This is a genomic window from Bacteroides rodentium JCM 16496 (assembly GCF_000614125.1).
GTDB classification, from domain to species: domain Bacteria; phylum Bacteroidota; class Bacteroidia; order Bacteroidales; family Bacteroidaceae; genus Bacteroides; species Bacteroides rodentium.
Map to the genome: position 1 here is coordinate 51691 of NZ_BAKJ01000026.1, position 15777 is coordinate 67467.

Below are 15777 nucleotides of genomic sequence, written 5' to 3' on the forward strand. Positions count from 1 at the left end.
AAATAAAATTAAAACAGTTTCTAAAACTTGATACGCAGTTGCATCTGCAAATCCGCTTTCCTATTTCCCGGTATCTCATCATTGCCCGAACCTATTGTCTCTCTATCCTGGTAAATGGTCTGTCCGAACTTGGCAAGAAACATGAAGTTCTTACTCAAATCATACCGCAGATGAGCAGAGTAACGGAACCCTTTGCCATAGAAGGAAGGGGTATAGAAAGTATATAACAATCCACGCTCGGAGGCGTAAACACGCGAATCGTAATCGTCCGTATGAAACCAGGTTCCCTGCACGGAAACTGACAGAGGGAAGGGGAAAGTGTACGAGCAAAGTTGAGTACACTGATAACCTTGCCGTCTATCGAAGCGATACCCTTCCCCATCCTGCTGGCGGAAGTGATTATAATCTATTGTAGTACGAAAGATATATCTTCCCGGCATATAAGTCAGCCGATAACGGAGTTTATGGTGATAGATAGGTTCGATAACTGCACCGCTTGTACCCGTCACGTCTCTTTCTTTCTGTTTGTACCGATAATTAAGATATACCGAAAAGCTCTTTCGAGGAGTATAAGTAACCTGAAACATGGCATCCACTCCCTTTGAGGGCTTACTTATACGATATTTCCACCAAGGAAAAGAAAACATATCCAGTGAAGCGAAAAACTTCCACCGGGCAAAAGGTGTGGCCTCTGCTGCCAGATACCATCCGTTCTCATTCTGCGGCATACTGCTTTCGCCAAAGGAATGCCCAAACAAAGTCCAATAATCATATGAATAGTACCGGTGAACAAGTAGCAGATGATAATCGGAAGAAAGATTATACTTCAGCCGGTTCAGCAACGCATAGCCTTTACTACCGGTTGCCGCTTCCCCCACCCAGACAAAACGGCCCAGACGATACCTATAATCCATGCCCACGTTATAGAAATCACTTCCATGAAGATTGTACTTTGCATATTTGTTCAACCGAGGCTCGTAAGGACGGTTGAAAAAATAGTAAATCCCCGTCACTCCCACCTTCAGAGAGTTCTTTTCATAGGTCATGTTTCCACCTATTACCTGCAAGGCAAAGGCATTCATTTTATCTGCCTCCTTCTGCGTGCGATGCAATCCCGTCTTGTAAATGGAAGTTATCTCGCCATCCTCCACCACACCGTCCATGGAGCGATGCGAATAGAAAGCCGAAATATCCAGGTAAGGCAATACTCCCATCGTTGCCGCCGCTCCCCGGAAATAATTGTACTCATCCGTAGAACTATGCTTACGGATGCCTCCGGTACGATATTCTGCCGTAGACATAGAGAATGTCTTTCCTAAACGAAAATCCGTGCTAAGTACCAGTCCCTGCCCGAAGCTCAGACGGTAATTACCCAATGCCAAAGCCTTCAGCCGTCCCAGATTCTTTATCAGAAAATAGAAAGAATAGTAATCATAGCCTTTTCCGTTGTGCAGGGCAAAGAAGGGTTCTCCGGCATCCTTCTCTCCCGTCATGCCTATTTGGAGATAATCCCCATAATGAAAATTATAGCGCAAAGAATGATAAAGGGAAGGTCCCAGGTAATTCTTTTCATATCCTTTACGAGTATAAAACGGCACATCCAGACGTGCCAATGCTTCGTGTTTCCCGTATTTCAGTATAGATTTTAAAGCAGGATACCCCCTACCCGCTTTCACTGCCTGCACACAGACAAAGGGCAGCAGTAGGTCGATGGTACGTTTATCCATCTCCTCCACCAGCTGCAATTCATAAATGGTCTGCATCTGTCCGTGTATATAGACATAAGCCAAAAGATTCTCTATCTGTATATCCGTAAGAAAAGGAAACTGCTCCAATTGCCGTTTAGTGGCGGCATTGAGGTTGACAGGCTCTTGCAGACGTCGGGACAACTCCTCCAATTCATCTTCCCAACCGTATTCTTCCTCATTCCCGATGGAGAGTTGTTCCAGATTTTCTTCCAAAAGAAGTAAAGGCTGTTCTTTCTGAAGGCCGGATGTATTTTGAGCTTCAAGCATAGGAGTCATTGACAGCATACTTACAAAAACTCCTATCTTGAGTAATTCCATTAATAGTAGGTCACTTTCATGTTTTGGAAAGCGAAGTTACCTTAAATAAGTTAATTGAGCAAGGAAAAATCAACATGATGCAACAACATTCCACAGAATGGTGTACTTTTGCAACATGAACGCAAGGCTTAACATAGTAATACTCATCATGTTTCTTTCTCTCGGAAGCCTGAAATGTCTTGCACAGCAGCAACCACAGTCTGCTGCGCAAAAGAGTGTCTATCTTACTCCCATGTGCGTTTACGAAGGAGATACCATCCCTTATGTCAAGCTCCCCACTGTCTACATCTTCAAGCCGCTCAAGTTCAAGAACAAGCGCGACATGAACAAGTACTACAAACTCATTCGTGACGTAAAGAAGGTACTTCCCATCTCCAAGGAGATTAACCGTGCCATCATTGAAACCTACGAATACATGATGACCCTGCCCACCGAGAAAGCCCGCCAGAAACACATGAAAGCAGTAGAGAAAAGCTTGAAGGAGCAATACACTCCCCGCATGAAGAAACTGACCTTTGCCCAAGGCAAACTGTTGATAAAACTGGTAGACCGACAGACCAACTCCACCGGATATGAACTGGTAAAAGCTTTTATGGGTCCTTTCAAAGCCGGTTTCTACCAGACTTTTGCCGCACTCTTCGGCGCCAGTCTAAAAAAACAATACGACCCTATGGGAGACGATGCATTGACCGAACGGGTGATACTGATGGTGGAAAGCGGACAACTCTGATAGAGCCGTAGATTTAAAGAGAACTCTATACCAAAAGGCAAAAAAACACTCCAAAGAATAGCAACCACCAATTATAATCGTATTTTTGCAAGTAAAGAACCAAAGGCATTTGTTGCATGTCAAACATTAATGAGTTTTTCCACCCTATCAATCCTAACATGAGTGTTGATGAAAAAGCATACGAGCAACTGCAAGTATGCGTATCAGCCATTGACGCCGTAGCTCGTTCTACCAATCAAAGTATGTATATTATCGATTACAACCGGAAGAATTTTCTATATGTCTCGCCCAACCCCCTTTTCCTCTGCGGATATACCCCGCAACAAGTACAAGAAATGGGTTATCTGTTTTACGAGCAAACCGTCCCTGAAGAAGAAATACAGATGTTGCAGGAAATCAATCTGTCCGGGTTTGACCTATACTACAAACAAGAGAAAGAGAACAGACAAGATATGACGATTCAATACGACTTCCACTTGCAATACGCCAACAAAAAGAAAATACTTATCAATCATAAACTTACTCCTATCCTGCTGAACAAAAACGGTGATATATGGCTGGCTCTGTGTGTCGTTTCACTCTCTCCGCGCACCACAGCAGGCAACGTTATCTTACAGAAAAAAAATGCTCCGGTTCATTATTCCTATTCATTTAACAGCAAGCATTGGAAAGAAATACCCAACATCACTCTGTCCGAACGAGAAACAGATATTCTCCGCCTCTCTGCACAAGGTCATGCCAATAACGAAATAGGAGAACATCTGTTTATAGATGCAAATACCGTGAAATTCCATAAAAAGAATATTTTCCAGAAGTTAGAAGCAGAAAACATTACCGAGGCCATTGCCATCGCAGCCAATCTGCGGCTGATTTGAAATAACTCCTTCTAACTTCCGACAACTCCTTTAAATGAAAAAACGTGAGTCCGACTAATGATTAACCCAAAGAGTCCGATAAGTAACCTGAAAAGGAATATGGTTCCTTCTTTTGTAAAAGATTACTCCAAAAACGGCAATGAAGATTACCAATATACGCACAATATTAACCTCATAGCTGCCTATCGCTCCATTATCGGAAATACTGAAAGCAGTCCAGGCAAAATTCATCAATACATGTAGAGAAATGCTTGCCCACAAATTCTGACCGAATTCCATATAAATCCAGCTAAAGAAGAGACTACCCAAACCTGTAACAGTAACCACCATAACAACTTGCAGAACATCATTTCCTTGAAAAATATGGCCAAAACCAAAGATAATGCCAGTCAACAGCCCTGCAGGAATAAATCCCCATTTTGCATACCTAAATAACTGACCGAACAGTATTCCTCTAAAAAAGAATTCTTCAAAAAATCCGGCAAACAAAGTAGCGTTTACCAATCTCCAACATGTAAGTTCAATATTCCAAGTACCATAAACAATGGAATAAATGAATAATGGCAAAGTGCTGACAAAACCTAAAAGAAGCCCTTTCCCTAAATTTTTCTCCAACCCCAGGGTTTTAAGAAAAGATTTTTTCCCATGGACGAAATACAACACAACCAAAGAGGAAAGACAACACAAAAGATTGAAAAGAAAAAAGGAGGAATTATCAACTGAATATCTGACTATAGGAGTCACCACTCCCAAAAGCATACAATAATACAAGAGAAATATCCCGATTACCAACAACGAAATTAATAGCTTGTTCATATCTTGCCGATTGATTGTTTTACTGATACAAAGTAAACAAGTTGCAAGATACTATGCACTACCCATAAGGGTAGTTTTAAGGCACTAAGAAAATTAATTCCTACCAATGTTTATCTCTGCCTTGCATGCCTGCGAAGGTTGAAACTGCCTCCTGACATGGTTAATATTGTGTTGATAACGATGTTATCAGCACAAATACATAAAACATAATTCACTGATTTACAAAGAAATATAATTATTAATAACAGAATGAACAATTGTTTATTACTACCTATTCGGGTTGTACCTCTCCTGCCATCGGAAGTTCTTTCCAACCTTCACCAAACGCATCATAAGCATCGGTAACCACTACAAAAGCCTTTGGGTCTACTTCCCTTATCTTCTGCTTGATACCTACCACTTCCTTATAACTCACCACAAGAAACAGCATTTCCTTGTCTACATTGGTATAAAGACCACTGCTCTTGATGCAAGTGGCTGTACGGTCCAAATCTTTAAGAATATAGTCGTGCAAAGCAGTAAGGCGCATATCGCTGATGACAAACAGTATCTTGTCATTCTTCTCCCCGTTTATCACATAAGCCAATACCCTCGAAGTGACAAAAATGGCTATCAGTGAATAGAAAGACAAATGCCACGAAGGTTGTGTAGCATCATCCGGATTTCCGATACCGAAACCGATAACCAATAGACCGAATCCCACCACAATACCATCTACCAGCAGTATCGCCTTTGAAAAACGTATATGGCAATATTTCTGCAATATCATCGCCACAATATCCGTACCTCCTGTAGTAGCCCGGCTACGCACTACAATACCACAGCCTATACCGATAACCACCGCACCAATCACAGAGGTCAGCATCAAATGGTCGGACATATTCAGACTGCCACCCAGCAACTGTGTAGGGTCCAACTGATGGAGCGCTTCTTCAGAAGGATAGGAGAGGAGAGACAGCACATTCATGGCAAGCGGAGTGAACAGTGCCGCCACGATAGTACGTGCTCCCAATTTTGCTCCCAGTACCAGCACGGAAATGATAAGCAAAGGAATATCAAACATATAACCGAAAGTACCTACCTGAATAGAAGGGAACAGATTATGAAGCACAATACTGGCTCCATACACCCCGCCGGGAACAAGATTATAAGGATTGATAAAGTAAACAAAACCTGCTGCCAGAATAGTACAACCTACAAAAATGCCTATCCATGAAGATATTATCTTTTTCATATCGATATGATTTATATATATTCAGCAAATATACAAAAAATAAGAAAAGACACCAACTATACAGCAAGTTTTCCACATACAACCGATATGTGTTGAATACATGGTTAACAAAAAGGATAGAGTAGTGGATAAAACATTAATTTACAACGAATAAAGTGGTTGATTATAAAAATAAACCACTGTTCATAAAATCTCTCATCATACCTATATAGAATTAGTTTATTGGATCTATAGATTGAACACGCTGGATCTATAGATGCACCGTGTTCAATCTATAGTTCTATATTGACAGCTTATCAACAGCTCTGTTATTATCTCAGTTTCTTGAATAAATCCCAAATAACAATACCCGCCGTAACCGATACATTCAGCGAATGCTTTGTGCCGTATTGGGGAATTTCAATGCAACCGTGCGAATGGTCAATCACTTCTTGTTGAACACCCTTCACTTCATTTCCCATTACCACAGCATACTTTTTAGTCTTGTCCAGCACCAGTTCGTCCAGCATCACACTACCTTCCGCCTGCTCTACAGAATAAACGATGTATCCCTCGGATTTTAGGTTATCAACAGCTTCAACAGTGTTATCAACATATTTCCAATCTACGGTAAATTCCGCTCCCAAAGCTGTTTTGTGCATTTCCGGATGGGGTGGGGTAGCTGTAATGCCACAAAGATAGATGCACTCGATGCGGAAAGCATCCGAAGTACGGAACACCGAACCTATGTTATGAAGCTGCGGATATTATCCAATACCACTACCAAAGGCAGCTTTTCGGCTTCCTTAAACTCTTCCACACTGATACGGTTCAGTTCAGTTATCTTCAGTTTACGCATAGTTTTTTTTCAGATTTAATACATTATTAATCAATGTTTTATATACAGCTTGTCAAGTACCGAACTTTAACGTGTCAGAGTCCGGTACCCGACGTATCAAAGTCCAGTACCTGACAAGTCAAAGTCCAGTGTCTGACAAGTCTGTTTTGACACACCTTCTTTACATTGTGAAGTAAACTCTGTGCTCCTCTGTGTACTCTGTGGTGAACGCCGCCTGCAAAGATACTTTTTTCCGTTTATATCCCAGTTAATAACCGTTGAAAAGGTGTCAATACAATAGGGAAACAATTTTAAAAATAATCCTTGCATTATTCAAAGGTCCGCATATTACAGCAGTGAAACGAACAAACCAAAAAAGTTAAGGAGAATTTTCCAGGCTTCATTCAACATATTTTTCAGCCTGGTTTCATCGGTTTATAACTCTAAAGTTATTAACTTTGCATATTATTAACAACATGTTAATGCTGTTTAGCAGAAGTCTTATTATCAACGGATAAACTTAAAAACCCCGGTTTATAAGCATAAAAGTAAAATTCAGCTTGATACTAATAACTTCATAGGCAAGAAAAATCGTATTTATTTGTCCACACTGTTAACAGCCTATCATCACTATCAAAGGATTTTTAAAGAAGAAAGAGAAATTAAAAAATATAATTATGGATAATCTTATAGAAGCTATCAAGCAGCTGAAGAAGGAGAAGAACGCAATCATTCTGGGACACTACTACCAGAAAGGTGAAATACAAGATATAGCCGACTACGTGGGCGACAGTCTGGCCTTGGCGCAATGGGCGGCCCGGACGGAAGCGGACATCATCGTGATGTGCGGTGTGCACTTCATGGGCGAGACGGCGAAAGTGCTCTGCCCGGAGAAGAAGGTGCTGGTACCCGATATGGCGGCAGGCTGTTCGTTGGCAGACAGTTGTCCGGCAGACAAATTCAGTCAGTTTGTCAAAGAGCATTCCGGATATACGGTGATATCCTATGTGAACACAACGGCTGCCGTAAAGGCGGTGACCGATGTGGTGGTAACTTCTACCAATGCCCGGCAGATTGTGGAAAGCTTCCCCAAAGATGAGAAAATAATCTTTGGCCCGGACCGGAACTTGGGTAATTATATCAACTCCATTACCGGAAGAAATATGTTATTATGGGATGGCGCATGCCATGTACACGAGGAATTCTCGGTTGAAAAGATTGTTGAAATAAAACGGCAGCATCCCGATGCCTTGGTACTGGCACATCCCGAATGCAAGAGTACAGTCTTGAAACTGGCCGATGTGGTAGGCTCTACGGCAGCTTTGCTGAAGTACGCAGTGGCACATCCCGAAAAGAGCTACATTGTAGCTACCGAAAGCGGCATCCTGCACGAGATGCAGAAACAATGCCCGCAGACAACATTTATTCCGGCTCCTCCCAACGACAGCACTTGTGCCTGCAATGAATGCAGTTACATGCGACTGAACACACTGGAAAAGCTTTATGATTGTTTGAAAAACGAATCACCGGAAATAAAGGTGGATGCTGAGATTGCAGAAAAAGCAGTGAAACCGATTAAGAGGATGTTGGAAATATCGGCTCAACTGGGGTTATAACCCAATATAATTTATACCCCAATACTAACTCCAATTCCCCTCCTCCTGGGAGGAGGGGTGCCCGTAGGGTGGGGTGGTAGAGAGCACACATAATAACCCTTTCCCTATGCAAACTTCCATGAACAAATCGGAATTAACCGATTTACGAAAAGAATTACGTAATCACTCTACTCCTGCAGAAGCCACCCTTTGGCGCTTATTGAAAAGTAGTCAAATAGCTCATTTAAAATTTAGAAGACAACATAGTGTAGGACCCTATATTATTGATTTTTATTGTCCTAAATTAAAGTTAGCCATTGAATTGGATGGTGAAGTTCATAATAGGCAGCAAGATTATGATGAGAAACGTACGTTGTTTCTTAATAAGGTGAAGAATATTAAAGTGCTGCGATTTGAAAACAAGACAGTGTTTGAGAATGCGGAGAGGATATTGGAGGAAATAGAAGGGTATGCGCAAGAGTGTATGCTCTCTACCACCCCGCCCGTTGGGCACCCCTCCTCCCAGGAGGAGGGGAATTGGAGTTAGTATTGAGTTATAATTGGGGAGTTATCTCATTAAGAACTTACACAGTTTGGTAGTTGCCAATGCCCGGTGGCTGATTTTATTTTTCAGTTCATTCCCCATTTCTGCAAAAGTCTGCGTATATCCTTCGGGAATGAATATGGGATCGTAACCGAAGCCTGAAGTACCTTTTCTGTTTTTGGTGATTTCTCCTTTCACGATTCCCTCAAACAGATGTTCCTTTCCGTCGATGATAAGTACAAATACGGTACGGAATTGCGCTTTCCGGTTCTCGATGCCCTCCATATCTTTCAGCAACTTCTTCATGTTTGCTTCCGAATTGTGTGCATCGCCGGCATAACGGGCGGAATATACACCGGTGCCCCATCAAGGGCCTCCACTTCCAAACCGGTATCATCGGCAAAACAGTCCAGATGATAGTTATCGAAGATATATCTTGCTTTCAGCAAAGCATTTCCTTCAAGTGTGTCTGCAGTTTCCGGAATGTCAGTATCGCATTTGATATCCTTCATGCTGAGAAGTTCGACCTTCTCTCCCAAAATGTCAGTCACTTCTTCCAGTTTGTGTGAATTGTTGGTGGCAAATACAAATTTCTTTCTCATATTATGTTCTCCTTATACTTGTGGCTTATACAAGTCCCTATTTCACTTTCAACCGGTCGAAACCTTCTCCGTATACACCGATGACGGAACTTTGGGAAATGAAAGCGTTCGGATCTATATCTTTCACCATCCGGAATATTTCTACCGATTGGCGTTTGTAGGCAAGTACGACCAGTACCTTCACGTTGTGTTTACTGTACCAGCCGATACCGTCGAGTACCGTTACACCGCGATGGGTTTCCTTGGTGATGCGGTCGGCAATCTTTTCATATTCTTTGGAGAAAATAAAGAATTGAACGGATTGCCGGGCACTGTTGACTATGTAATCCAGTACAAATCCGATAACAAACAAAGTTACAAAACCAAATATCACCCTCCTCCAATCCTGGAAGATAAAATAGCAGGAACTGATGATAACCACATCGCAAGCCATAATCATGCGTCCCAGTGTGACGTCCTTATATTTGTGGATGATGGCTGCAATAATATCCGTACCTCCCGTGCTACCGTTGCAATTGAATACGATGCCCAGGCCGGCACCGCACATTGCAGCACCTATCAGACAAGCCATGAAGTCTTGTCCTTCACCCAGCAGTTGGGGAGGGACACCATCGGGACCATTCACCAACAGCTGGAAAAACCATAGAAAGAAGGTCAGTCCGAAGATGGCAAACGTGGTCTTGATACTGAACTTCGGTCCGAGTATCTTGATGGCAAAAGTCATCAGTACGGCATTGATGATGAAATATGACCACTGGATGGGAAATCCAGTGGCATAATAGATGATGGCACCAATACCGGTAGTACCTCCGGTCGTAATCTGGTAAGGGATGAGGAATGCTGCCCATCCCAATGCATAGCTGATGAGCCCCAAAGTGATGAAGATATAATCCTTCAGCTCCCTCGTCACTTCCGCTTTGGTTGGTTTTGTAATTTGCATATCTGTTATTTAACAACGATGTTCACAATCTTCTTTGGCACTACGATTACTTTGGCAATGGTCTTGCCTTCTATCCATTTTTCAGAGCGTTCGTCGGCCAATACAGCAGTCTGGATGACATCCGATGCCGCATCTGCGGGGAACTCCATGTTGAACCGTGCCTTTCCATTGAAGGAAATGGTGTAGTTGACCGTGTCTTCCACCAGGTATTCTTCGTTGCATACCGGCCATTTGGCATCGCATACAGAACCTGCATTGCCCAGTGTCTCCCACAATTCTTCGCATACATGCGGAGCAAAGGGAGCCAGAACGATGATGAACTGGTTCAGAATTTCCTTCTTGCTGCATTTCATCCCGAACAACTCGTTTACACAAATCATGAAAGCGCTGATACTTGTGTTGTAAGAGAATTGCTCAATGTCTCCTGTCACTTTCTTAATCAGTTTGTGGAGGGATTTCAGTTCTTCCTTAGTGGCAGGTTCATCCGTTACCAGATAATTGTCGTTGCGGTCGTAGAACAATGACCAGAACTTCTTGATGAAGCGGTGTACACCGTCTATTCCGTTTGTATCCCATGGCTTTGATTGTTCTACCGGGCCGAGGAACATTTCGTACATGCGGAGAGTGTCGGCACCGTATTTGTCGACAATCATATCGGGATTGACAACGTTGAACATGGATTTCGACATCTTTTCAACAGCCCATCCGCAGATGTACTTGCCATCTTCCAGAATAAACTCGGCAGTGGCATACTCGGGACGCCATGCTTTGAAGGCTTCTACGTCTAGCACGTCGTTGGACACGATATTCACATCCACATGGAGTGGGGTAGTGTCGTACTGTTCTTTCAGATTCAAGGATACGAATGTATTGGTATCTTTGATGCGATAGACGAAGTTACTCCGTCCTTGAATCATACCTTGGTTTACCAGCTTTTGGAACGGTTCTTCGGCTGCAGAGACACCAAGGTCGTGCAGGAACTTGTTCCAGAAACGGGAATATATCAAGTGACCGGTGGCATGTTCGGTACCGCCTACGTAAAGGTCTACATTGTGCCAGTATTCATCTACTTTCTTATCTACAAGTGCCTGGTTGTTGCGTGGGTCCATGTAGCGCAGATAATAGGCGCTTGAACCGGCAAATCCGGGCATAGTATTGAGTTCCAGCGGGAAGACGGTGATGTTGTCTATCTTTTCGTTTTCCACAACACATTTGTTCACAGTATCCCAAGCCCATTTTGTGGCATGTCCCAATGGAGGTTCACCGGTTTCGGTAGGCAGGAATTTGGCAACTTCGGGTAATTCCAGGGGTAAGGCACTTTCATCAATCATATAAGGCATGTTGTCCTTGTAGTAAACCGGGAACGGCTCGCCCCAATAGCGCTGACGTGAGAAAATGGCATCACGCAGACGGAAGTTCACTTTTACACGTCCCAGATTGTGCTCTTTCACATATTTCTTGGTAGCGGCAATCGCTTCCTTGATGGTCAGTCCGTTCAATGAAAGGTCACAATAGGGAGTAACGCCTTTTCGTGGAGAGTTACATACAATACCTTCCTTGGCATCGAAGCTTTCTTCGCTTACATCGCAACCTTCTACCAGCGGGCGGATTTCGAGGCCGAAGTGCTTGGCAAAAGCATAGTCACGGCTGTCGTGTGCAGGCACAGCCATGATGGCACCCGTACCATATCCGGCAAGCACATAGTCGCTTATCCAGATGGGCACTGCTTCACCGGTAAAGGGGTTGATGGCATAGCTTCCGGAAAATACACCGGTAACGCTACGGTCGGCAATACGTTCGCGTTCAGTGCGTTTCTTGGTGCGTTCCAGATAAGCGTTTACTTCATCTTTCTGTGTGTCGGTGGTAAGTTGCTGTACCAGTTCGCTTTCGGGAGCCAATACCATGAAGGTGACACCGAACATGGTATCTGCACGGGTAGTGAAGATAGTGAATTCCAAATCACTGTCTTTTACTTTGAATTGTATCTCCGCACCTTCACTACGTCCTATCCAGTTTTTTTGAGTTTCTTTCAAGGATTCGGTCCAGTCGATGGTATCGAGTCCATCTAATAAGCGTTGTGCATAAGCAGATACACGGAGACACCATTGGCGCATTTTCTTCTGGATGACGGGGAAACCGCCGCGTTCACTGACACCGTCTATTACTTCGTCATTGGCAAGTACGGTACCGAGTTGCGGACACCAGTTAACCATTGTCTCACCCAGATAGGCAATACGGTAGTTCATCAGGATTTCCTGCTGTTCCTTTTCACTCTTGGCATTCCATTCTGCGGCGGTAAAACTCAATTCCTCCCCACAAGCCACATTCATTCCTTCAGTACCGGTTTGGCTGAATGCTTCAATCAGTTCCTGGATAGGACGTGCCTGCTTTTCATCGTTGCAGTAGTAACTGTTGAACATCTTGAGGAACGCCCATTGGGTCCAATGGTAATATTCCGGTTCGCAGGTACGGATTTCGCGGTTCCAGTCGAAAGAGAAACCTATCTTATCTAACTGTTCACGGTATCGGTTGATATTGTTGACGGTCGTAATTGCAGGGTGCTGTCCCGTTTGTATGGCATATTGCTCTGCAGGAAGACCGTAAGCGTCATATCCCATGGGATTCAGTACATTGAAACCTTGCAGTCGTTTGTAGCGGGCGTAAATATCCGAAGCAATGTATCCCAGCGGATGACCTACGTGCAATCCCGCACCGGAGGGGTAGGGGAACATGTTCAGCACATAGAATTTCTTCTTCGTTTCGTCTTCCGTCACTTGGTAGGTTTTGTTTTCCACCCACCTTTTCTGCCATTTCTTTTCAATCTCCCTGAAATTGTATTCCATAGTGGTACTAATTAATATTTTGTTGAAAACATTGTTTATTCAATGGTTAAAACCGGTTAGTATCCGGTTAATATCGGTGCAAAGTTACGGGTTTATTTTCAGATTTGTAGCTAAGTAACATAAAAAACAATGGCAAAGGCTTGATAATTCACTTTTTATTACTTACATTTGTGATGTGCTTTTAAAACTAATTTTTTGTTTGTAATACAAATAATAGCTAAATTAATTCAATAGGATATTTACTAAAAGATTTTTAGGATATAGCGAAGGATGAAGTCTGGGAAGATTTCATCCTTCGCGTTATTGTGTTGAAGAAGAAAGTCGTATCTTTGCGCAACTTATCGGAAGTGTATGAACGCAATGAAAAATTATACTTATCATCTTGTCGCCGTCCTTACGGTAGGTATTTGGGGTCTGACTTTTATTTCAACGAAAGTATTGATTGGACATGGCCTTTCCCCGCAGGAAATATTCTTGCTTCGTTTCCTGATAGCTTATCTGGGCATCTGGTTTATTTCTCCCCGAAAACTGTTTGCTGATAATTGGAAAGATGAATCTTGGCTGTTTTTAGGAGGTATAGCAGGCGGTTCATTTTACTTTTTTACGGAAAATACAGCTTTGGAGATTACATTGGCGACGAATGTGGCATTTATTGTCTGTACGGCACCATTGCTCACGACCATTCTTTCTTTGTGGATTTATAAAAAGGAAAAGGCTACCCGTGGATTGATGGCTGGTTCTTTGCTGGCGTTGGTTGGTGTGGCATTGGTGGTTTATAATGGTAGTTTTGTATTGAAGATTTCTCCTTTAGGTGATTTCCTTACTTTGCTTGCAGCTTTTTCCTGGGCATTCTATAGTTTAATAATGAGGAAAATGTCCAATCGTTATGGTATAACTTTTATTACCCGTAAGATATTTTTTTATGGAGTATTGACTATTCTTCCTGCATTTCTGATTCATCCCTGGAATTTCGACATTGCCCGTCTTCTCGAGCCGGCTATTCTGTTCAATTTACTTTTCCTGGGTGTATTGGCTTCCTTGATTTGTTTTGTAGTCTGGAACGTAGTCTTAAAACAGCTGGGAACGATAAGAGCTTCCAACTATATTTATCTGAATCCTCTCTTCACTCTGGTAGGTTCTGCTTTTCTGCTTGGCGAACAGCTTACTATAGTTGCTTTGATGGGGGCGGTGCTGATATTGGGGGGAGTTTATTGGGCAGGAAAAAAATGAAACGGTTCTTTAGGGATATTTAGTAAATGTCTTTAAACAGTAAGATGCATATGAAGATGACTTGCTAATATCATCTCATATGCCATTTTTATTATCTATTTTTTCTCTCTGACCTAAAATCTTCTCCTTTTAGGCACTATGTTCCGGAAGAGGCCTGAGACTTCTTCTAATAGATTCTTTATACTTATGCTATACAGCTTTCTTCTGTCTGTTTTTGATTTTATCAATCATCAATATGGCGTTTGCCGTATGTATTCCAAAGAAAATCCACAGGATTTCTGTTTTCCTGTTCCGTGCTTTGACTTTCGATAGCGAATAATGCTGTTTTTGCGTACCGAAACTGCCTTCAAGCCTGGTGGCTCTTTCCCTGGAGAGTTCACTCCTGAGAACCTTCCTCACTGCCTCGTCCTTTGCAGCTCTTCCCTTGCGTACAAAGGAGGTTGATATCCCGTATTTTGTACAGAACTTCCTGTTGGCATTATTGGCATATATGGAATCGGCGGCCACACATCTGACCCTCACATTCATCAGTTTCTGATGCATACGGATACAGTCCTTCAGACGTATGCCCTCATTGAATGCCTTGAAAGAGATGTGCTCGATGAACGAGATCCCGTCTATCTGTATGTTATTAGCCTTTGCACCGAACTCGACGGATTTTGTCTCCTTGCCCCTTACGATAGGGCGTACGTAATGACGGTCAATACTGACAATACGGTCACTGACCTTCCTGCCTTCAAAGAGTTCCTTTTCCTGTACAAGGACCTTTCTGATGATGGAAAGCCGTTTCTGATAATCCTGTGTATATGCGAGTGAAGAACCGTATTCTCTGTGAATGTCATCCCGTTGTATGATGAGTTTTTCCAGGAGTCTGATCATGCGACGTTTCAGCATCTTTGTCCTTAAGGCCTTCCTCTTTCTTTTCTTGCAATAGGACAGATAGGATGCCGCAACATCCGTATATTTGTTACGGGGACGTCTTATACCAAGCTCTCTACAATGCTGGCAGATATGCCGGTAGAGCCATTCGATGCTTTCCCAAAGGAGCTTCATGTCCGTAGGGAAACGCATATGACTTTCATAACATGTGGCATCGGTCATACATACGTGAAGGTTCTCAAGATAAGGCTTCCAGTGTGAGGCAAGGATTTTCTGAAGGGAGTCGATGTCAAGACGGGATGCTATCTCATTACGAATAGCACTGATTATCTTGTAGTTGGTTATAGGGCAGGACGGGTCTATCATGATACCACAGAACAACTGATAGTGTATGTTTCCGTTAAGATGTTCTACCAGCAGCCTGTCAGAGAATCCCGTATAGGCCTTCAGTACCATGAGGGCTATCTTTGCGGAAGGACTGAAACAGTTCCTGCGACCCAAGCGGGATTGTGAAAGGCCTATCTCTTTGGCTATGCTCTCGAACGGAAACACGGAATGAAGGCTGCCAAGTTCACTCGCATGAAAACTCTTACGATATTTTTCCAG

General features: G+C 42.9%; 11 protein-coding genes and 2 pseudogenes. 5 read left to right on the top strand and 8 right to left on the bottom strand.

Translation table 11 applies throughout. From position 1 onward, the window contains the following. Nucleotides 1-20: 20 nt before the first annotated feature. A complete protein-coding gene (locus JCM16496_RS12565; protein WP_025834665.1) occupies nucleotides 21-2066 on the bottom strand; it encodes a helix-hairpin-helix domain-containing protein in 2046 nt (681 codons plus the stop codon). 97 nt (nucleotides 2067-2163) lie between these two features. On the opposite strand from JCM16496_RS12565, the gene JCM16496_RS12570 reads away from it, so the two are divergent. Continuing rightward, nucleotides 2164-2796 carry a DUF4294 domain-containing protein gene (locus JCM16496_RS12570; protein ID WP_025834667.1) on the top strand — a complete coding sequence of 211 codons (633 nt, stop codon included), beginning with the start codon at nucleotides 2164-2166 and terminating at the stop codon, nucleotides 2794-2796. Nucleotides 2797-2912: 116 nt separating this feature from the next. After that, nucleotides 2913-3671, top strand: a complete 759-nt coding sequence (locus JCM16496_RS12575) for a response regulator transcription factor (RefSeq protein WP_025834669.1) — start codon at nucleotides 2913-2915, stop codon at nucleotides 3669-3671. 54 nt (nucleotides 3672-3725) lie between these two features. Here JCM16496_RS12575 and JCM16496_RS12580 read toward each other — a convergent pair whose 3' ends face one another. The 3 genes and pseudogenes from JCM16496_RS12580 to JCM16496_RS12590 form a co-directional block, all read right to left on the bottom strand. Then, nucleotides 3726-4286 (bottom strand): CPBP family intramembrane glutamic endopeptidase, encoded by a 561-nt coding sequence (locus JCM16496_RS12580; RefSeq protein WP_025834671.1) that lies wholly within the window; start codon nucleotides 4284-4286, stop codon nucleotides 3726-3728. Nucleotides 4287-4758: 472 nt separating this feature from the next. Next, complete coding sequence (locus tag JCM16496_RS12585) at nucleotides 4759-5721, bottom strand: YitT family protein (protein ID WP_005825206.1); 963 nt, start codon at nucleotides 5719-5721, stop codon at nucleotides 4759-4761. A gap of 311 nt (nucleotides 5722-6032) precedes the next feature. After that, a pseudogene (locus JCM16496_RS12590) lies at nucleotides 6033-6559 on the bottom strand (RNA methyltransferase). A 656-nt stretch (nucleotides 6560-7215) separates the two neighbouring features. On the opposite strand from JCM16496_RS12590, the gene nadA reads away from it, so the two are divergent. Both nadA and JCM16496_RS12600 read left to right on the top strand, forming a co-directional pair. Further along, nucleotides 7216-8154, top strand: coding sequence for a quinolinate synthase NadA (gene nadA, locus JCM16496_RS12595; protein WP_025834674.1), 939 nt, complete (start codon nucleotides 7216-7218; stop codon nucleotides 8152-8154). A gap of 118 nt (nucleotides 8155-8272) precedes the next feature. Continuing rightward, nucleotides 8273-8680 carry an endonuclease domain-containing protein gene (locus JCM16496_RS12600; RefSeq protein WP_244440369.1) on the top strand — a complete coding sequence of 136 codons (408 nt, stop codon included), beginning with the start codon at nucleotides 8273-8275 and terminating at the stop codon, nucleotides 8678-8680. 21 nt (nucleotides 8681-8701) lie between these two features. Here JCM16496_RS12600 and JCM16496_RS12605 read toward each other — a convergent pair. The 3 genes and pseudogenes from JCM16496_RS12605 to leuS all read right to left on the bottom strand — a co-directional run bounded on the left by JCM16496_RS12605 (nucleotide 8702) and on the right by leuS (nucleotide 13062). After that, nucleotides 8702-9279: pseudogene (locus JCM16496_RS12605) on the bottom strand (non-canonical purine NTP diphosphatase). Nucleotides 9280-9316: 37 nt separating this feature from the next. Then, nucleotides 9317-10219 carry a YitT family protein gene (locus JCM16496_RS12610; protein ID WP_128809587.1) on the bottom strand — a complete coding sequence of 301 codons (903 nt, stop codon included), beginning with the start codon at nucleotides 10217-10219 and terminating at the stop codon, nucleotides 9317-9319. Between the two features lie 5 nt (nucleotides 10220-10224). Then, complete coding sequence (leuS, locus tag JCM16496_RS12615; RefSeq protein ID WP_025834676.1) at nucleotides 10225-13062, bottom strand: leucine--tRNA ligase; 2838 nt, start codon at nucleotides 13060-13062, stop codon at nucleotides 10225-10227. 351 nt (nucleotides 13063-13413) lie between these two features. On the opposite strand from leuS, the gene JCM16496_RS12620 reads away from it, so the two are divergent. Next, nucleotides 13414-14292, top strand: coding sequence for a DMT family transporter (locus tag JCM16496_RS12620; RefSeq protein ID WP_025834678.1), 879 nt, complete (start codon nucleotides 13414-13416; stop codon nucleotides 14290-14292). A 189-nt stretch (nucleotides 14293-14481) separates the two neighbouring features. On the opposite strand, the gene JCM16496_RS12625 is transcribed toward JCM16496_RS12620, so the two are convergent. Further along, nucleotides 14482-15777 (bottom strand): transposase (locus JCM16496_RS12625; protein WP_025834680.1); only part of this gene is annotated, 1296 nt, incomplete at its 5' end.